The following is an 18715-nucleotide window of genomic DNA, read 5'->3' as shown; positions in this document are numbered from 1 at the left end:
GCCATCGGGTGTCTGACACCGGATGGCACGCTCAGGCGCCGAGGGTGGCGAGGCGCTGGGCGACCTTCTTGGAGCTGACGGAGCCGCGGGTGCCGATCGGTTGGGCGAAGACCTGGATCCGGAGTTCTTCGAGCAGCCATCGGATCTCGGTCGCCTCGGCGGGGAGGCCTCCGGGCGGAGCGTGGTCGACGAACCGGTCGAAGCGGGCCTCGAGCGGCCACACCTCACCCATCCGAACTCGATCGCGATCGGCCGCACCGCCGAGGTGTTCGAGCCGATAGCGGATCCCGCGGACGTAACGGTCGACGTCGTCCAGCCGGTCGATGCCGTGGGCGGACACGAATCCCGGTCGCACGAGTCGGGCGAGGTGGAGGTTTGCGTCGTGGACGGTGTCGGCGAAGGCGGGCGCGCGCAGGCGAGCCAGCAGTTCGTTCACCGATGCTGCTGCCGCCACCGCGGTCACCGCGCGCCCGAGGGCCACGCCGGCTCGGTTCGGGGCCTTCGCTCGGACGGCTGACTGCAACGCGGCGAACTCGCGCTCGGTCCACGGCAGCGACCCGTGCTCGGCCATCACCACATCGAGCGCGGCCTCGATGCAGTCGTCGACGAGCGTGTCGACACCGATGTCCGCGTTCGCGAGCGCGATGCGACCCGCATTCGTGATCAGCCGCTCGATCGAGCGGCGCGTCGGCGCACCGTCGAGCATCAGGAGCCGCCGGACTCCTCCACGCATCGCCCGCTGTTGGAGCTCCGGCGTCGTCACGACCCGCAGCGACACACTGTCGCCGGCGTCGAGCAGCGTCGGATACGCGCGAACGTCGAGAGCCCGCTCGCTGGATTCGACCACGCGGGGCAGGTCTCCCACGTCCCATGTCGTGATCCCGCGTCGTTCCTCGATCGGTGCGGCGGCGGCGATCGAGGAGCGCGCCGACCCTGCCAATCGCGACTTGATCGCGGTCAGATCCGTCCCGGCGTCGTGCACCTCGCCCTCGTCGTCGGACACGACGATGTTCAGCTTCAGGTACGCGTCGATCACGGTCGGATCGAACGCCGCGGCAGTCACCCGGACGTCCGCGACCTCGCCGACGACCGTGGCCAGACGGTCGACCAGCCGACCGGTGGGAGGCCCCAATCGATCGAGTACATCGTCGACGGTCTCCGCGAACGGGATCAGCTCGCGACGGATCGCCTTCGGAAGCGAACGCATCAGCTGCTCGACGAGTTCGTCGCGGTGACCGGGGATCTGCCAGTCGAATCCATCCTCGGTGATCTGGTTGAGTCCGTTCAGCGGAAGGTGGATGGTCACCCCGTCGAGCGGTTCACCCGGTGCGTCGCGATAGGTCAACGGCAATTCGATCTCGCCCTGACGCCACACGTCGGGGAAGAACTCGGATCCGACCCCGTGATCGCCGAGCACGTCGGCGGTGAGATCGAGCAGGGTCGCCTGGTTCTTCCGGGCCTTCTTCCACCACCGGTCGAAGTGCTGCGTGCTGGTGACGTCGTCGCCGATGCGCTCGTCGTAGAACGCGAACAACGTCTCGTCGTCGACGAGTTCCGCTCCCCGGGTCCGGGCGCTCATCGACGCGAGCCGATCGAGTTCGTCCTGATTGCGTGTGAGGAAGCGGTGACGTCCAGCCCACCCGGGCGGAAGCTGGTCGCCGCCCTCGACGAAGACCTTGGTGATGAACCACGCCCGCGCCGCTTCGGGATCCACCCGGTCGAGTCCGATCACCCGATGACTCACCAGGGGCAGCCCGTACAACGTGACCTGCTCGGTGACGACGGCACGGCCGCCCTTCACGTCCCATCGCGGTTCGCCGTACGACTTCTTGACCAGGTGCGCACCCGCTCGTTCGGCCCATCGCGGGTCGATCTCGGCAACGCGTCGGGCGTAGATCTGATTCGTCTCGACGAGTTCGGCCGCCATCACCCAGTCGGCGGGCTTCCGGGTCAGGACCGACCCCGGGGCGATCACGAATTCGGCCTGGCGGGCGCCCTTGAACATGCGGGTCTGGCGGTCACGCATCCCGATGTGCGACAGCAGGCCGGCGAGCAGCGCCTGGTGGACGTGGTCGGGATGACCCTCGTCCGTCCCGGCGCGGATGCCGATGTCGGCGGCCACACGCTTCAGTTGGCGGTGCAGGTCGACCCACTCGCGCACCCGCAGGTAGTGGATGAACTCATCGCGACACATGCGGCGGAACCGGTTGCCCGACAGCTCCCGCTGCTGCTCGCGGACGTAGTCCCACAGCTTCACGATCGACAGGAGGTCGGATCCCTTGACCTTGAACCGATTGTGGAACTCGTTCGCCTTCTCGCGTTTGTCGGCCGGGCGCTCGCGCACGTCCTGGATCGAGAGCGCGGACACGATGACCAGCACCTCACGCACGCAGTTCCGTTGTTCGGCCTCGAGCAACATCCGGCCGAGACGGGGGTCGACGGGCAGCCGCGCCAGGCGTCGTCCCATCTTGGTGAGCCGCACGCCATCCTGCTTCTGCGTGTCCGACGCGATCGCGTTCAGCTCTTCCAGCAACATCTCGCCGTCACGGATCGAGCGGCGTTCGGGAGCTTCGACGAACGGGAAGCGGCCGAGGTCGCCCAGACCGATGTTCGCCATCTGCAGGATGACCGACGCGAGGTTCGTCCGCAGGATCTCCGGCTCGGTGAAGTCCGGTCGCTCCTCGAAATTCTCCTCGGAGTAGAGCCGAATGCAGATACCGGGCGCGACGCGGCCGCACCGGCCGGCGCGCTGGTTCGCCGATGCCTGTGACACCTCCTCGATCGGGAGTCGCTGCACCTTGAGGCGACGCGAGTAGCGCGAGATCCGGGCGGTTCCGGCATCGACGACGTAGCGCACGCCCGGCACCGTGATCGATGTCTCCGCGACGTTGGTCGCCAACACGATCCTGCGTCCCCGGTGCGGTTGCCACACCCGCTTCTGCTCGGCGGACGACAGCCGCGCGTACAGCGGGAGCACCTCCGTGTTCGGGAACCTCCGCTGCTTGATCGCGTCCGCGGTGTCGTGGATCTCGCGCTCACCGGACAGGAACACGAGGACGTCACCGTCACCCTCGTCGGCCAGTTCCTCACACGCCTCGACGATCGCGTCGACCTGGTCGAGGTCGTCGCCGGGGTCGCGGTAGCGCACCTCGACGGGATACATCCGGCCGGACACGGACACGATCGGCGCGGGGTGGTCCTCGCCGTCGGCGAAATGGGTGGCGAACCGCTCCGTATCGATGGTGGCGGACGTGACGATCACCTTCAGGTCGGGCCGTCGAGGCAGCAGCTGCTTCAGGTAGCCGAGAATGAAGTCGATGTTCAGGCTGCGCTCGTGCGCCTCGTCGATGATCAACGTGTCGTAGCGGCGGAGCATCCGATCGCGCTGGATCTCGGCGAGCAGGATGCCGTCGGTCATCACCCGGATCAGCGTCCCGTCGGAGATGTTGTCGGTGAAGCGCACCGAGTAGCCGACGTCCTCGCCGACCTCGGTCTCGAGTTCGTCGGCGACCCGTTCCGCGATCGTCCGTGCCGCGACTCGACGCGGCTGTGTGTGTCCGATCACTCCGTCGACGCCACGGCCCGCTTCGATGCACAGCTTCGGAATCTGGGTGCTCTTTCCGGAACCGGTCTCCCCCGCGACGATCACGACCTGGTGATCCCGGATGACGTCGAGCAGCTCGTCGTGGCGCTCGGTGATCGGGAGATCGGGCGGGTAGTTCAGCCGGTCGTCGGCGAGGATCGCAGCGGCTGCGGCTCGGCGTTTCGGTTCGCCTCCCTGCGCTCCCACCAGCACAGGATGCCGACGTTTCCTCTAGGTTCCGCCGTGTGCAATACCGCTACCGCGTGATGGTCGTCTACATCGTCGGGCTGTTCATGACCATCATCGATGGGACGATCGTCAACGTCGCACTGCCGACCCTGGCTCGCGAGTTCGACGTCTCCTCGACGGACATCGAGTGGGTGTCGATTGCCTACCTGCTCGCGCTCGCCGCGATGATCCCCGCTGCGGGTTGGCTCGGCGACCGATTCGGGACCAAGCGGATGTTCCTCGTCGCATTGACGATCTTCGTCGTCGCTTCCGGCTTGTGTGGTGCCGCTCCGAGCCTCGCCGCGCTGATCGGTTTCCGCGTCGTCCAGGGTCTCGGGGCCGGGTTGATCACACCGATCGGGAGCGCGATGTTGTTCCGTGCGTTCCCGCTGTCGGAACGCTCGACCGCCACCGTCGGGGTGCTCAGCGTCGCCGTCGTGGCTCCCGCCATCGGACCCGTACTCGGAGGCGTGATCGTCGACAACACGTCGTGGCGGTGGATCTTCTTCATCAACCTGCCGGTCGGCATCCTGGGACTGGCCCTCGCCGCGATGTGGCTCCGTGAGGAGATCCAGGAGGCTGCCGGACGACTCGATCTGCGCGGCCTGCTGCTCTCGGCGACCGGCGTGTCGCTGCTGATCTACACGCTGTCGACCGGACCGGAGAACGGTTGGCTGAGCGTCCAGACGATCGCCACCGGCCTGATCGGGGCGGTCGCGATCGTCGGACTGATCGTGCTCGAACTCCGGATCGATGAACCGATGTTGCAACTCCGGTTGTTCACCAACCGCCTGTTCCGCACGATCAACATCTGCGCGTCGATGGTGTACGCCGGCTTCTTCGGGTGGATCTTCGTGCTGCCGCTCTACATCCAGACGCTGCGCGGATTCAGCGCGACCGAGTCCGGACTGGTCCAGGCCCCACAAGCGGTGGCCATCTTCATCGTGTCGAACCTGATCGGCAAGCGCATGTATCGGGCGGTCGGCCCGCGCCGCCTGATGATCGTCGGCTCGGCTGCCACGGCGGTGTTCACCGGCGCGTTCGCGCTGGCCGACCTCGACACACCGCTCTGGGTGATCGCGACCGGATCGGCCCTCCGCGGCGCCGCGGTCGGGATGCTCTTCGTGTCGATCCAGACCGCCGTGTACGCGACCGTCTCGAACGCCGACACGGGACGCGCGACTTCACTGTTCAACACCCAGCGACAGGTCGCATTCGCCGCAGGCGTCGCGATCGCCGCCTCGGTGATCGCGGCACAGGTGTCGTCGGTGGGAGGCGACAGCGCGCCGGCGATCGATCGGCTCCCCGCTTATCAATGGGGTTTCCTCACGATGGGGTTGATCATGCTGCCCGCCGCGGTCGCCAGTTGGTGGGTGAACGACGACGATGTCGCCGCCACACGCGGCCTCGTTCCCGCCGCCGACGAACCCGTTCCCGCCTGAGTTCCTTGCGCGCGCAATAATTCTTCTCGCGGTTGGTATCCTGGAGCCATGGAATCTCCCGTGATCCAGACCGTTCCACTCGGCTTCCAGTGGCCGACACTCGACCCGTTCCTGTTTTGTGTCCACCACCTCGACACCTACCCGGCCGGAGACGGTCGACTCGGTCCCGCCGCGTCGCTCGACGGCCGCTCGATCGGCAACGACTTCGAGCCCGTCGACGGCTGGCGGATGTACCACGGCTCGCACGTGCCCGGCTTCCCGCAGCACCCTCACCGCGGATTCGAGACGATCACGTTCGTCCGCCGCGGGCTGATCGACCACTCCGACTCGCTCGGCGCGACCGCACGGTTCGGGCGAGGCGACGTGCAGTGGATGACCGCCGGAGCCGGGATCCAGCACGCCGAGATGTTCCCGCTGCTCGACGACGACGGACCGAACACCGTCGAGATGTTCCAGATCTGGATGAACCTCCCGGCGGCCGACAAGATGGTCGACGCCCACTTCACGATGCTGTGGGACGACGACGTTCCGCGCCACGTCGCTGACGGGACGACGGTCACCGTGATCGCCGGGCGCCTCGCCGACCCGACGGGAACCGTCGAGCCTCCGACTCCCCCGCCCGCGTCCTACGCATCACGACCCGACGCCGATGTCGCGCTCTGGCACGTGACGCTCGAGCCGGGAGCAACGTGGACGATGCCCGCCGCTGCCGGTGACGGCGTCGCACGCGTGCTCTACGTGTTCGAAGGCGACGGGATCGATGTCGACGGAACCGCCGTCGAGGGATCAACCGGTGCCGTCGTCGACGCAACGCGCGACCTGACGATCACGAGCGCCGGTCCGACCGAGATGTTGGTGATGCAAGGCCGTCCGATCGGCGAGCCGGTCGCCCAGCAGGGACCGTTCGTGATGAACACCGAGGACGAGATCCGCCAGGCGTTCACCGACTACCGCGCCACCCAGTTCGGCGGCTGGCCCTGGGACACACCCGACCCCACGCACGGCCACGACGGCACCCGTTTCGCCCGCCACGCGGACGGCCGCATCGAGTACGCCGACAAGACCCCCGTCTGAGATTGCGCGTCGGTGACGGTCACCGAATCGCACTTCTCCTACTGCTGCTTCGTACGGTCCTGGGCCTTGCCCTTCTCGGCCGTCTCCGTGGCCTTGTTCATCAGGTTGGTGAGCGCGTCGGCCGCTCCCTTCACCGCGTTCGCCGCGGTCTCGGTCGCCTGCGATTGACGGATCTTGGCCTCGGCGGAGTCCTGGGCGTTCATGGTCTGACGGGTCTCGTGATCGACATCGAACTCGGTGCTGTACTTGGGCGACGCGCCCTGTGAGTACTTCTGGGCGGCATCGGACGCCTTCGCGGTGACCGACGACGTCTTGCCCTTGCTCACCTTGTCGAGTGTGCCGCCGGCCTTCTCGACCACGTCGCCGACCTTGTGACGGTTCTTCTCGAGGAGGGCCTTCGCCTTGCGGAGGTTGCGTGTGTTCAGGATTCCCATGCATCCAGAGTAACGAGCCGCCCCGACCGACAGCGGGGAGTTCGCTGCGGGCACGCGCGCCTCGTGGGTGCTATCAACGGGCCATGACCTCCTCGATCGCACAGTCCACCCGCTGGCTCGACGCCACCGCCCAGGCCGAACTCGTCACGAGCGGCGAGGTGTCGGCGATCGAGTTGGTCGACGCGGCGATCGAGCGGATCGAGGCGTTCGACGAACCGTTGAATTCCGTGGTCATCCGATGGTTCGACGACGCCCGCGCCAACGCCGCCGAGGTGGATCGACGACGCAGCAACGGGGACGAGCTGCCCACCTTCGCCGGAGTGCCGACGTTGCTGAAGGATCTGTGGGCTCACTCGACCGGACACCCGATGACGAACGGCAACCAGGCGTTGCGTTCGGAGATGCCGATCTCGGATCACGACACGACCCTCGTGGCACGCTTCCGCGACGCGGGCTTGATCACGCTCGGTCGCACGAACTCCCCCGAGCTCGGGTCGCTGCCGGTCACCGAGCCGCTCGCGTTCGGACCCACCCGCAACCCGTGGTCGACCGATCACACACCCGGCGGCTCCTCCGGCGGTGCGGCCGCGGCGGTCGCAGCCGGACTCGTCCCGGTTGCGAACGCGTCCGACGGCGGCGGGTCGATTCGCATCCCGGCAGCGTGCTGCGGGTTGATCGGCCTGAAACCATCCCAGGGTCGGATCACGATGGGTCCCGAGCGCGACGAATCGGGCCTCAGCGTGGCATTCGCCGTCACCCGTTCGATGCGCGACACGGCGGCCATGCTCGAGGCCACCTGCGGACCCGGTGTCGGCGACAACGTGATCGCGCCGGCACCCGAACGGCCGTACATCGACGAGGTCGGCGCGGATCCGGGGCGCCTGCGCGTGGGCCTGCTCGCCCGTCATCCACTCGGCGCGGAACTCGACCCCGAATGCGCCCGGGCCGCGCAGGCCGGAGCTGCCCTGCTGGAGGGCCTCGGTCACGACGTGTCGGAGGCACACCCTTCCGTGCTGGAGGACGCGTCGTTCTCGAACCGGTTCATGGCGATCTGGGCGACGAACATGTCGCTGAGCATCCAGAAGCTCGGCGCGACGCTCGGGCGGGAGTTGACCGAGGACGAGGTCGAGCCGGTCAACTGGACGATGGGACAGTTCGCTCAGCACATGAGCGCCACCGAGTTCGCCGGCGCACTCGCCGCGATCAACGAGTATCGCCGGGCGATGCAGTCGTGGTGGGCGGACGGCTGGGACGTGCTCGTGACTCCGACCCTCTCCCAACGGCCCGTACGGATCGGCGAGCACGACGCCCGGCCGGACGACCCGATGGCCGGGATGAAGCGAGCCGGCGAGTTCGTGTCGTTCACGCCACCGTTCAACACGAGCGGACAGCCGGCGATCAGTCTCCCGCTCCACGTGAGCGACGACGGCCTGCCGGTCGGCGTGCAGTTGGTCGCGGCCTACGGACGCGAGGACCTGCTGATCCGGGTCGCATCGCAGATCGAAGCGGCCGGAGCGTTCCTGCTGCCGACCGGCGAGTCGATGGCACCTACGGTCGGGGCATGACTCCCGCCGAGACCGTGACCGCCTTCATCGACGCCGTCGAGCGCAAGGACTTCGACGCGGCGATCGCGCTCGTCGGCGAGGAGTGCGAGTACGACAACGTCCCGATGGGCAAGGTCCACGGTCCCGACGCGATCCGGAGTGTGCTCGAGCCGATGCTCGGCACGGCGGGCACCGTCGAATGGGTCGTGTACCGCCAGGCGGCGGAGGGACCGCTCGTGTTCAACGAACGGCTCGACCGGTTCGAGATGCCGTTCGGTTGGATCGACATGCCCGTGACCGGTGTGTGGGAGGTCCACGACGGCAAGATCACGTTGTGGCGCGACTACTTCGACCTCGCGACCTACCAGCGGCAGCTGCCGGAGTCCTGACGACGACGTCGTGAGTCAGGAGTCGCGGCGCAGGACGAGCACGCGGTCCTGGCTGTGGTGGGAATCGGCCGGAGCGTTCGGACGCTCCCGAGTGTCGTCGACCTCGATGCTGAAGTCGCGGGGCAGCAGGTCGACCATGTCGTCGAGCAGGAGGTAGATCGCCGGATCGAATCCGTGCTCGTGTGCGTGCTTCAGCGCCTCCTCGTCGAGGACGTGTCCGATCACGAACAGCGCTCCGCCGCGAGCGACGGAGTCGAGGATCGAGCGGAACGTGCGGGCTCCGTTGTCACGCTTGAACGACGGGTACGCGATCGTCACGAGATCGAACGAGGCGGCCGGCGGCGGATCGACCGCGGCGTCGACGGCCTCGAACGAGACGTCCACCGCGCGGGCTGACGCGGCGGCACGGGCCCGAGCGATCGCCGTCGTGGAGATGTCGGTGGCGGTGACCTCCCAGCCCTGCTGAGCGAGCCAGATCGCGTCGGCACCCTCGCCGCATCCGACGTCGAGCGCGCGACCCGGAGCGACGCCACTCACCTCGGCGACGAGCGAGCCGTTGGGGTTCCCACTCCACATCTGGTCGCCGCGTCCGGCGTACCGGTCGTTCCATTCGGTTCTCTCCTCGGCGGATCGACGGGCGTCGTCGAGATCCTCCTCGATGAGGCTCACGTTGAGCATCGTGGCCACCCGTGATCCGTGCGCTGCTGCGTGCAGCACCTGCTGCATCGGGTCGGCGACGTTCCCCGCGGCGTGGATTCGGGGGTGGCTGGTCAAACCTGTGAGCGCGTCGGCAGCGACGACGCGACCGAGGTCCGACATGTGATCGGCCACGTCGACGAGGTGCTCGACCACCGTGGCGTTCGGCTCGAAGCGCGGTGCGACAGCGGCAACGTCCACGTCGAGTCGGCCGCTCGCCGAGTCGTCGACCGCGGCGCCTCCCAGGTTCAGCGTGAGGTGGTCGTCCTGTGCGTCGATCGCGATCACCGACCTGTCCTCGACGGCGACCCCGGCGAGTTCGAGCCGTTCGCGCTGCTCGTCCGTCAGCGTGGCTTCGGTGTTGACGACGAGGGTCACCCGGGCGGACAACTGAGCGAAGATCAGCGCCTGATGGGTTCCCATCCCCGTGGTGTCGATGACCGCGATCCGCTGGTCGCGCACTTCCCACCCATGACACCACGGGCAGTGGATCACGCGATCGCCCCAGTTCTCCCACACGCCCGGAATGTCGGGGAGCAGGTCGCGGAGGCCGGTCGCCAGCAGGATGCGGCGCGCTCGGAACGTCCGACCGGACTCGGTCGTGCCGACCAGTCGGTCCTCGTCATCGGTGACCTCGATGATCCGATCGACCACGATCTCGGTGCCGTACGCGCGAACCTCGTCGTGCGCACGTGCCACGAAATCGGCGGGGGCCATGCCGTCGTGACCGAGGTAGCCCTGCATGTGCGCCGCCGGAGCGTTGCGCGGTTCGCCGGCGTCGACCACGACGACCGAGCGTCGGACGCGACCCAGCTGCAATGCCGCTGCCGAGCCAGCGGCGCTGCCACCGATCACCAGCACATCGATGTCTGATCTGGTTGAGCTGTTCATGGATTCGACGGTACGCCTTCTTTGGCGTATCGCAACAAGGGTTGCAGTATTCGCAAGCACTTGCCAGACTCCTCGTGATGGAAACCGCGATCGACGATCTCGTGCGCTCTCGCCTGCGGGCGATTCGCCGGCACCTCGGATGGTCGCTCGACGAGCTCGCCACCCGGTCGGGCGTCGGCGCCTCGACGATCAGTCGGATCGAGACGGGTCACCGCTCGATCAGCTTCGACGTGCTGATTCCGCTCGCCCGCGAGCTGCACGTGAGCGTCGACGAACTCGTGGCGACCGACGAACCGGCCGACGTCGTCATCCGGCCCGAACCACAGCACTCCCCGGGGGTGACGAGGTGGCAGCTGTCCCGTCCCGGAAGTCCGATGGTCGCGGTCAAGATGCGCTTCGAACCCGGCGCTCACCGGCCCGAGCCGCAGGTGCACCCCGGGCACGACTTCATGTTCGTCCTCGACGGAACGGTGCGACTCACCCTCGGCGAGCGCGAGCTCGTCGTGAACGCCGGCGAGTCAGCCGAGTTCTCGACGATGACGCCCCACTGCGTCGCGGCGATCGACCGACCGGCGGACGTGCTCATGGTGCTCGACCGCGCCGGAGCGGAATCACACCTCGACGACTGATCGATGTCGATGCGCGGCGATCACTACCGTTGGTCCTGATGATCATCGTGTCCGGCTGGATCCGCGTCGACTCCGAACAACGGGACGCGTATCTCGCGACGTGCACCGAGGTGATCGAACTCGCTCGGGCAGCGGCGGGCTGCGTCGACTTCCACATCGCCGGCGATCCGCTCGAAGCCGACCGGATCAACGTGTTCGAGCAGTGGGAATCGACCGCAGCGGTCGAGGAATTCCGCGCGTCGGGGCCGAGCGACGACCAGCAGGACATGATCCTCGGAGCTCACGTCGAACAACACGAGGTCGCGTCGACCACGTCGCTCACGTAGATCACGACCGAAGATCGCAACCGAATGTCGCGACAGAAGAGACAAGCCGGTGCAACCGGATGGGAGGCGTCGATGACGGATCAGGAACGCGACGAGAGCGCGTCGGACGAGGATGCGGGCGACGTCGCATGGGTCCCGGTGACGCTCGAGCAATGCGACCACGTCGAGGGACCCTTCTACCACGGGACGAAATCCACCGTGGAGATCGGTGAGCAGCTCGTCGCGGGTCACGGCTCCAACTTCCAAGAAGGCCGCATTTCGAACAACATCTACTTCTCCGCGTTGGTGGAGACGGCGGTGTGGGGAGCAGAGTTGGCGACCGCGCTGGCCGGGAGCAGCGAGCGCGGCCACATCTACGTCGTCGAGCCCACCGGCCCGTTCGAAGACGACCCCAACGTGACCAACAAGAGGTTCCCCGGCAACGTCACGCAGTCCTACCGGACGCGCGATCCGCTGCTGGTCGTCGACGAGCTACCGAGCTGGGACGGTCACACTCCCGACGTGCTGAACGCGATGCTCGACAACATCGCGCGGCTCCGCGAGCAGGGACTCGACGTCATCGAGGACTGACCGAGGATCCCCCGCCCCTTCTCCGACGGGGGGAGATCACGTCCGCGGGACGTCGTCACCGAATCATCGCCACCGCGCCGACGGAGCCGTAGGGTCGCTCGAGTGACCGGGACCGAGTTGACCATCGTGCTGCTCGCGGTGATCATCGGGTCGATCGCGAAGGCGGTCACCGGGATGGGTCTGCCACTGATCGCGATCCCGATCGCTGCGCTGTTCGTCGACCTCGACGACGCCGTGGTCACGATCGCGTTCCCGAACATCCTCGCCAACGGGGTCCTCGCGTGGCGCGAACGAAGCCACATCGCGGAGACGCGCGATCTTCCGACGCTCGCGACCGCCGGAGTGATCGGAGCCGTCGTCGGCGCGATCGCGTTCGTGTCACTCCCGGAGGAACCGCTCGTGATCCTGCTGATCGTCGCGATCGCGATCTACGTCATCATCTTCTTCGCCCATCCCGACTTCCGGGTCGGACCGGCTCGGTCGCGACGGCTCGCTCCGGCGATCGGCGGCCTGGCCGGGGCGTTCCAGGGAGCGATCGGGATCAGCGGTCCGATCGTCGGATCGTGGATCCACAGCTACCGCCTGCCCCGCGGTGCACACATCTTCGCGGTGACGTCGCTGTTCCTGGTCTCGGGGACCACGCAGTTCGTGGTCCTCGTGTTCTCGGGTGAACTCAGCGGTCGGGTCGGCGCGTCACTCCTCGCGTGCGTTCCCGTGCTCGCATCGATTCCGATCGGGTCGGCGCTCCGCAACCGCGTGTCGGCGCGCGGGTTCGACCTCGCCGTCGTCGGCATGCTCGTCGTCTCGATCGGTGCGCTGGCGATCCAGACGGTAGGGTGAGCGCATCAACCCGACGGGGAGTCTGCGGAGCGGCAGGCTGAGAGGGTGACACGCCGTCACCGACCCGAGAACCTGAACCGGATCATGCCGGCGTAGGAAGTCGACACCGTGAACGAACACATCGTCATCATCACCGGAGCCTCTCCGCTCGACGATCATGTCCTCGAAGCGATTCCCTCGTCGGCGATCCTGCTCGCGGTCGACGGTGGTCTCGACGTGGCACTCGCCGCCGGGCTCTCACCCTCGGGCCTGATCGGCGACCTCGACTCGGTCTCCGACGACGGCCTCTCGTGGGCCGAGGCACACGCGACCATCGCGCGCCACCCGGAGGACAAGGACCAGACCGACACCGAACTGGCGCTCGCCTTCGCCGCCAACATGCAACCGGACCGGCTCACGCTGATCGGCGGCGGAGAGCGACTCGACCACACGATCGCCGCGCTCGGAGCGCTGCGGGCACCGACCCTGACCGGGATTCCCGTGCTGGACGGCTGGTGGAACGGCCAACATCTCGACGTGATCCACGGGCCGGGTCGGCGCGAGCTCCATCTGGAGGTCGGCTCGCTCGTGTCACTGCTCGCCATCGGCAAGACCTGCCATCGCGTGGGCGTCTCCGGCGTCCGCTGGCCGCTCGACGACCACGAACTCCAACCGGTGGTCGGCCTCGGTGTGAGCAACGAGGTCACCGCCGACGACGGCATCGTTCCGGTCACGGTGTCCGGCGGCGTGCTCACGGTCTTCGACGTCCCTGACCCTGTACATCTCGATCCATCCCCCACCCCCACATCCCCGGAGGCCTGATATGACCCCCACCCACACCCGTTTCGCCGCGCTCGTCGCTGCTGCACTCCTCACCGTCGCCGCATGCGGCAGCGACGACGACGCCTCGACCGACGACGCATCTGCGGAGTCCGAAGCGCCCGGCGATACGTCCGAGACGGAACCGGCCGACACCGAGGCGGAGAGCACCGAGGCGCCGAGCACGGAGGCGCCGAGCACGGAGGCACCGAGCACGGAGACGTCCGACAGCACCCCCGCCGAGTCCGAAGCGGATGACGCAGAGGCCGAGAACGCGGACACGTCGATCACGCTCGTGACCTACGAGTCCTTCCCGTCGGAAGGGACGCGGGTGAACGACGAACTCGCCCGCTTCACCGCCGAGACCGGCATCGACGTGGAGATCCTGATCGCCGGTGACACCGGGACGATGCTGTCGAAGGCCGAGCTCACTGCGGGCAACCCCGAGGGCGACGTGATGTGGGGGATCGACAGCACCTTCATCTCGCGCGCGATCAACTCCGAGATCTTCGAGCCGTACACCGCCGACGGACTCGACGCGATCCCATCCGATCTCACCGACCTCGTCCCGAACGGTGAAGCGACACCGGTCGACTTCGGCGACGTGTGCATCAACTACGACATCGCCGCCCTCGACGACCTCGGCGTCGACCCGCCGAACTCGCTGGAGGATCTCACGCTCCCCGAGTACCAGGACATGCTCGTCGTCCAGAACCCGGCCACGTCGTCGCCCGGGCTCGCGTTCCTGCTCGCCACCGTCGACCAGTACGGCGAAGACGAGTGGCAGGACTACTGGCTGAGCCTCCTCGACAACGGCGTCGAAGTCGTCGACGGATGGACCGCCGCCTACTACGAGCAGTTCAGCTACGCCGGTGGCGATCGGCCCCTCGTGGTCAGCTACGGATCGAGCCCGCCGTTCGAGGTGCTCTACGCCGAGACCGAACTCGACACCGCGCCCACCGGCGTGGTCGAGTCGACCTGCTATCGCCAGGTCGAGTTCGCGGGAATCCTCGCCGGAACGGACCAGCCCGATGCAGCCCAGCAGCTGATCGACTTCCTCGTCACCACGGAATTCCAGGAGGCGCTGCCGCTGGACGTGTTCGTGTTCCCGGCCAACGCCGACGCCGCTCTCGATCCGGTGTTCACCGAGTACGCGGTGATCCCCGAATCGAGCCGTGAGATCGATCCGGACACGGTCGACGCGAACCGAGAGGCGTGGATCGACGAGTGGACCGATCTCGTGCTCGGCTGACCCGGGTCCCCGAGCGCCTGCGATGACGGACCGGCTGCGATGAACCGGCTGCCCGGCTGGCTGGTCGGGCTGCTCGTCGCGGCGCCGATCGTCGGGTTGCTGGTCTTCTACGTCTGGCCGTTCGGCAACCTGATCGCCACGGCCGTCGACGGCGAGTCCGTGCGCACGGTGTTCGGCCGCTCGCGCACATGGTCGATCGTCTGGTTCACGACGTGGCAGGCGGTGGTGTCGACAGCATTGACGCTCGTCGTCGGGCTCGCGCCGGCGTGGGTGATCGCACGCTTCGACTTCGCCGGTCGGCGGCTCCTGCTCGGTCTCCTGACCGCGGTGTTCGTGCTGCCGACCGTGGTCATGGGCGCCGCGTTCCTGGCGCTGCTCCCGGAGTCGCTCGACCGCACGGTCTGGGCGGTGATCGGTGCGCACGTCGTGTTCAACCTGGCGGTCGTCGTGCGCACCGTCGGCACCGTCTGGGAACACCTTCCCCCGGACATGGAGCACGCCGCAGCGACGCTCGGCGCCTCGCCACCGATCGTGTTCCGCGAGATCACCCTGCCGCTGATCCGACCGGCCGCTACAGCCGCGGCGGCGATCGTGTTCCTGTTCACGTTCACGTCGTTCGGCGTGATCCGCGTGCTGGGCGCTGCGGGAACTCGGACGATCGAGGTCGAGGTGTGGCGTCGTGCAACCCAGCTCGGACAGGTCGATCAGGCGGCGGTTCTCGCCCTGCTCCAACTCGCGATCCTGGGAGCCTTGGCCGTGTGGTCGTCGATCTCGGCACGCCGTTCGTCGCGTGCGCTCCAGTTGCGGCCGCTCTCCGGACCGCAGCATCCGCGCACGAGAAACCAGCGGCTCCTCGTCGCGGGGGTCGCCGGCGCGACCGCGGTCGTCGCGATCACGCCGATGATCGCGCTGGTCGTGAAATCGATCTCCACGCCCTCCGGGTGGAACTTCACCGCCTGGACCGACCTCGGTTCGGCGGAGGTCCGACCGGGGATCAGCCTTGGCCTCGATCCGATCGACGCGCTCCGGAACTCGCTCGAGACGGCGGCGTGGACAACGCTCTTCGCGACCGTGATCGGGGCCGTCGCCGCGCTCGGGATCGCGGCGGCGCGGCGCGGCGGAAAACTGCTGGATGCCGGGCTGTTGCTGCCGATCGGGACCTCTGCCGTGACCATCGGTTTCGGCATGCTGATCACGTTCGACACCACTCCGTACGACTGGCGCTCGACGTGGTGGATCGTTCCGGTCGGCCATGCACTCATCGCCGTTCCGTTCGTCGTCCGCGCGACGCTCGGCGTGCTGCGAGCCATCGATCCGCAGCTGTCGTACGCGGCGCTGACGCTCGGAGCGTCCCCGGCACGTGCATGGCGGGAGGTGGTGCTCCCCCATCTCTGGCGCCCACTCGCGGTGGGCGCGGCCCTGGCTGCCGCGATCTCGCTCGGTGAGTTCGGAGCGACGAGTTTCCTCTCGCGCAGCGGCGGCGAGACGCTCCCGATCGCGATCGAGCAACTTCTCGGACGCACCGGTTCGCTGCTGCAGACCAAGGGCTATGCACTCGCCACGATCCTCGCGGCTGCCACGATCGGACTCGTGATGCTCGTCGACCGCACCGGTGCCCTCGTCGGCGGTCGCTCGGGCGCCCGCTCCGATCCCGAGAATCGAACCAGCCGGAGCGAACGTGCCGGGCGCTGAGGTCGAACTCGCCGGCATCCGCGTCGCATTCGACGAGAACGTCGTCCTGGACGATGTCGACCTGCGGGTGGCCGGGAGCGAGGTCATCGCCCTGCTCGGCCCGTCGGGAAGCGGGAAGAGCACCCTGCTGCGGGTCATCGCCGGCATCGTCGCACCGGACGGTGGCACCGTCACGATCGACGGCGTCGACATGACCGCGACACCGACCCACCGGCGTGGCGTCGGCATGGTGTTCCAGGACAACCAGCTCTTCCCACATCGCAGCACACTCGACAACGTCGCGTTCGGCTTGAAGATGTCGGGCGTCGGGCGCACCGAGCGCCACGAACGTGCGGCGACGTGGCTCACGCGGGTCGGGCTCGAGGGATTCGGATCGCGACGCGTCACCGAACTGAGCGGCGGTGAAGCGAAGCGTGTGGCACTCGCACGCACGATGATCGCCGAACCCTCGGTCGTGTTGCTCGACGAGCCGCTCACCGGACTCGACCGGGATCTCCACGACCAGCTGGTCGACGAACTCGCCGAACTGCTCCACGGCTCGGACGCCACCGCGATCATCGTGACCCACGACGTCGCCGAAGCAACCGCGATCGCCGACCGCACCGTGTTGCTCGACGACCTCCAGCCCCACGGAACGGCGCGGCGGTGACGGGCACCGACGCGCAGCTTCCGGTATGGCGCGCTGACGACCCCGTGGTTCCGTAGACCTGAGTTGATCGGCCCGCGGTCCCGGCCCGAACATCGAACCGATCCGGGAGAGACCGATGTCGCACCACGAGGCAGCTGCCGTTCGTCAGCGCGCCGCGCACCTTCGATCACTGGCGAGACGCATGCGTGACAGCCCCTCGATGTCGCTCCACCTCCACGCCGGTGTCGACACCTGGTACGGCCCGCGTGCCGAGGAGTGCACCTCGGAACTGACCCGCGCGCAGCAGGCGATGCACCGGGCGGCCGACGAACTCGACGACCAAGCGTGTCGCTACGAGGCCCACGCCGACGAACTCGTCGCGGTCGCACTCCGCGCCGAACGCGCAGAACGCGCCGCCGCGGAGGAGCAACGATGACCGCCGGATACGAACCGCATCGCGTCGCAGCACTCGGCGACCGGACGACCGCAGCGCTCGACAGCCTCGCCGGAATCGGGAGTACCGACCCCGCTGCGGACGAAGCGATGGCCGCCGTGCGCCGGATCCGCCACGCGCTGGAGGATCGCATCCTCCCGGCGGTGCGCGCGATCGAGTCGACGGACCCGCTCGCCAGGCCGGCGCGCCGGGCGAACCACTCGCCGGGCGGCCTCGGCACCTGGTTGGCCAACCTGATCGCCGTGCGCTACCGGGCGATGACCGACGAGGAGTTGCTCGCCGAGTTCGTCCGCCTCGAGTTCGACGCCCCGTACGACGACGAGTTCCAGCCCGACATGGGTGACCCGTTCTGGGTTCGATTCGAGGCGCTCGCGCACGAACTGGCCATGCGGGCAGCCGACGACGCGGGTTTCGTCGACGAACTGGTGGTTGCCTCGAGTCGCTCGTTCCTGGTCCCGATGGCGGTCGGGTTCGCCACGTTCGATCCGCGACTCGTCGCCCGGATGCTGGAGGAGGCCACCCGCTCCCCGTCGGCGATGGTCGACCTCCGGTCCAACTACCAGGCACGCGGGGCCGAGGTCATGCTGACGTTCCTCACGCAGCATCCGGATCATGCACTCCGCGTGCTCGATGAGTCGATGCTGAAGGAACTGATCGAGTGGCCGACGCTCGACGGTGCCGTCGTCGGCAGGTTCCTGAGCTCGGCGATGCAGCTCCCGTTCCGCGACCGGACGCGCCTCCCCGAGGCGCACGGCGTGCTGCGAGATCTCGTCGCGCTCTCCAACCGCCGCCTCCACGACACCGGCTTCCCTCCCCATCTCAGCCCGGAGATCGCGCGGATCGTCGTCCAGTACGTTCCGTTCTTCACGACGTCGCTCGGCGGCTACGCCGACGTGCACCTGAAGGACTTCGACTTCCACGACGTCGGCATGGAGTTGGGCACCTATCCCGAGGTGCTCGACCTCTTCGGAGCGCTGATGCGGGATCCGACCTCGCTCGACATCCTGCTGGCATCGATTCCCGGACTCGCCGTGATCGGGGCGGGCGACAACGGACCGCTCGGCATCGGTCCGAGTGATGTCGCCGACTACGTCGACACGCTCGGCAAGGCTGCCCGGAACGAGCAGATCGAGGAGCAGATCAGGGCCGACCGACACCGGCGCGATGCACTCCTCGCCGCCGACATCGCGTTCGATGCGCTGCGGGTTGCGAGTTCGGTGATGGGGCCGATTGCGATCGGCGGGG

Annotated in this window: 17 protein-coding genes and 1 riboswitch; of the genes, 14 read left to right on the top strand and 3 right to left on the bottom strand. The window is 67.9% G+C overall.

Going from position 1 to position 18715, the window contains the following annotated elements; translation table 11 throughout:
* Positions 1–31: 31 nt before the first annotated feature.
* The gene (hrpA, locus tag ON45_RS04385; protein WP_040492265.1) at positions 32–3790 is read right to left on the bottom strand and encodes an ATP-dependent RNA helicase HrpA; all 3759 of its coding nucleotides are present in this window, start codon (positions 3788–3790) and stop codon (positions 32–34) included.
* A 38-nt stretch (positions 3791–3828) separates the two neighbouring features.
* Here hrpA and ON45_RS04380 point away from each other — a divergent pair, with 38 nt between their 5' ends.
* Both ON45_RS04380 and ON45_RS04375 read left to right on the top strand, forming a co-directional pair.
* Positions 3829–5253: a DHA2 family efflux MFS transporter permease subunit gene (locus ON45_RS04380; protein ID WP_051062438.1), complete on the top strand. Its 1425-nt coding sequence runs from the start codon at positions 3829–3831 to the stop codon at positions 5251–5253.
* A gap of 48 nt (positions 5254–5301) precedes the next feature.
* Positions 5302–6327, top strand: a complete 1026-nt coding sequence (locus ON45_RS04375; protein WP_040492256.1) for a pirin family protein — start codon at positions 5302–5304, stop codon at positions 6325–6327.
* Between the two features lie 38 nt (positions 6328–6365).
* On the opposite strand, the gene ON45_RS04370 is transcribed toward ON45_RS04375, so the two are convergent.
* Positions 6366–6761 carry an antitoxin gene (locus ON45_RS04370; protein WP_040492255.1) on the bottom strand — a complete coding sequence of 132 codons (396 nt, stop codon included), beginning with the start codon at positions 6759–6761 and terminating at the stop codon, positions 6366–6368.
* An 83-nt stretch (positions 6762–6844) separates the two neighbouring features.
* Between ON45_RS04370 and ON45_RS04365 the strand changes: the two genes are divergently transcribed.
* Together ON45_RS04365 and ON45_RS04360 are read left to right on the top strand one after the other, a co-directional pair.
* Complete coding sequence (locus ON45_RS04365; RefSeq protein ID WP_051062437.1) at positions 6845–8326, top strand: amidase; 1482 nt, start codon at positions 6845–6847, stop codon at positions 8324–8326.
* Positions 8323–8694: a limonene-1,2-epoxide hydrolase family protein gene (locus ON45_RS04360; RefSeq protein ID WP_040492254.1), complete on the top strand. Its 372-nt coding sequence runs from the start codon at positions 8323–8325 to the stop codon at positions 8692–8694. Before ON45_RS04365 ends, ON45_RS04360 begins: the two co-directional genes overlap by 4 nt.
* Positions 8695–8709: 15 nt before the next feature.
* On the opposite strand, the gene ON45_RS04355 is transcribed toward ON45_RS04360, so the two are convergent.
* The gene (locus ON45_RS04355; RefSeq protein WP_040492253.1) at positions 8710–10281 is read right to left on the bottom strand and encodes a bifunctional NAD(P)/FAD-dependent oxidoreductase/class I SAM-dependent methyltransferase; all 1572 of its coding nucleotides are present in this window, start codon (positions 10279–10281) and stop codon (positions 8710–8712) included.
* A 77-nt stretch (positions 10282–10358) separates the two neighbouring features.
* Here ON45_RS04355 and ON45_RS04350 point away from each other — a divergent pair, with 77 nt between their 5' ends.
* From ON45_RS04350 to ON45_RS04305, 10 genes are all read left to right on the top strand, one after another.
* On the top strand, positions 10359–10910 hold the full coding sequence (locus ON45_RS04350; protein ID WP_040492252.1) for a helix-turn-helix domain-containing protein: 552 nt from the start codon (positions 10359–10361) through the stop codon (positions 10908–10910).
* Positions 10911–10948: 38 nt separating this feature from the next.
* A complete protein-coding gene (locus tag ON45_RS04345; protein WP_040492251.1) occupies positions 10949–11236 on the top strand; it encodes a putative quinol monooxygenase in 288 nt (95 codons plus the stop codon).
* 72 nt (positions 11237–11308) lie between these two features.
* Positions 11309–11806, top strand: coding sequence for an NAD(+)--rifampin ADP-ribosyltransferase (gene arr / locus ON45_RS04340; protein WP_083914300.1), 498 nt, complete (start codon positions 11309–11311; stop codon positions 11804–11806).
* Between the two features lie 102 nt (positions 11807–11908).
* Positions 11909–12646: a sulfite exporter TauE/SafE family protein gene (locus tag ON45_RS04335; protein ID WP_040492250.1), complete on the top strand. Its 738-nt coding sequence runs from the start codon at positions 11909–11911 to the stop codon at positions 12644–12646.
* 4 nt (positions 12647–12650) lie between these two features.
* Positions 12651–12763: riboswitch (TPP riboswitch) on the top strand.
* Complete coding sequence (locus ON45_RS04330; RefSeq protein WP_040492249.1) at positions 12755–13447, top strand: thiamine diphosphokinase; 693 nt, start codon at positions 12755–12757, stop codon at positions 13445–13447. It overlaps the preceding riboswitch by 9 nt.
* Before the next feature lies 1 nt (position 13448).
* Positions 13449–14696: a thiamine ABC transporter substrate-binding protein gene (locus ON45_RS04325; RefSeq protein WP_051062436.1), complete on the top strand. Its 1248-nt coding sequence runs from the start codon at positions 13449–13451 to the stop codon at positions 14694–14696.
* A gap of 39 nt (positions 14697–14735) precedes the next feature.
* Complete coding sequence (locus ON45_RS04320) at positions 14736–16388, top strand: ABC transporter permease (protein ID WP_051062435.1); 1653 nt, start codon at positions 14736–14738, stop codon at positions 16386–16388.
* On the top strand, positions 16375–17037 hold the full coding sequence (locus ON45_RS04315) for an ABC transporter ATP-binding protein (RefSeq protein ID WP_051062434.1): 663 nt from the start codon (positions 16375–16377) through the stop codon (positions 17035–17037). Before ON45_RS04320 ends, ON45_RS04315 begins: the two co-directional genes overlap by 14 nt.
* A 181-nt stretch (positions 17038–17218) precedes the next feature.
* Positions 17219–17452: a hypothetical protein gene (locus tag ON45_RS04310; protein WP_040492248.1), complete on the top strand. Its 234-nt coding sequence runs from the start codon at positions 17219–17221 to the stop codon at positions 17450–17452.
* On the top strand, positions 17449–18715 hold a 1267-nt coding region (locus ON45_RS04305), incomplete at its 3' end, for a hypothetical protein (protein ID WP_040492247.1). The genes ON45_RS04310 and ON45_RS04305, both read left to right, overlap by 4 nt.

Origin of the sequence: Ilumatobacter nonamiensis YM16-303, from assembly GCF_000350145.1 — a bacterium.
GTDB lineage: Bacteria > Actinomycetota > Acidimicrobiia > Acidimicrobiales > Ilumatobacteraceae > Ilumatobacter_A > Ilumatobacter_A nonamiensis.
The sequence above is the reverse complement of the archived record's forward strand: the minus strand, read 5'-3'. Positions and strand labels throughout refer to the sequence as shown.

Bases quoted from the DNA above. Each gene is read 5' to 3' on its own strand.
- ON45_RS04365 (WP_051062437.1), top strand. From the start codon at position 6,845: ATGACCTCCTCGATCGCACAGTCCACCCGCTGGCTCGACGCCACCGCC.
- ON45_RS04350 (WP_040492252.1), top strand. From the start codon at position 10,359: ATGGAAACCGCGATCGACGATCTCGTGCGCTCTCGCCTGCGGGCGATT.
- ON45_RS04325 (WP_051062436.1), top strand. From the start codon at position 13,449: ATGACCCCCACCCACACCCGTTTCGCCGCGCTCGTCGCTGCTGCACTC.
- ON45_RS04355 (WP_040492253.1), bottom strand. From the start codon at position 10,281: ATGAACAGCTCAACCAGATCAGACATCGATGTGCTGGTGATCGGTGGC.
- ON45_RS04345 (WP_040492251.1), top strand. From the start codon at position 10,949: ATGATCATCGTGTCCGGCTGGATCCGCGTCGACTCCGAACAACGGGAC.
- ON45_RS04370 (WP_040492255.1), bottom strand. From the start codon at position 6,761: ATGGGAATCCTGAACACACGCAACCTCCGCAAGGCGAAGGCCCTCCTC.
- arr (WP_083914300.1), top strand. From the start codon at position 11,309: ATGACGGATCAGGAACGCGACGAGAGCGCGTCGGACGAGGATGCGGGC.
- ON45_RS04375 (WP_040492256.1), top strand. From the start codon at position 5,302: ATGGAATCTCCCGTGATCCAGACCGTTCCACTCGGCTTCCAGTGGCCG.
- ON45_RS04310 (WP_040492248.1), top strand. From the start codon at position 17,219: ATGCGTGACAGCCCCTCGATGTCGCTCCACCTCCACGCCGGTGTCGAC.
- ON45_RS04360 (WP_040492254.1), top strand. From the start codon at position 8,323: ATGACTCCCGCCGAGACCGTGACCGCCTTCATCGACGCCGTCGAGCGC.
- ON45_RS04320 (WP_051062435.1), top strand. From the start codon at position 14,736: ATGAACCGGCTGCCCGGCTGGCTGGTCGGGCTGCTCGTCGCGGCGCCG.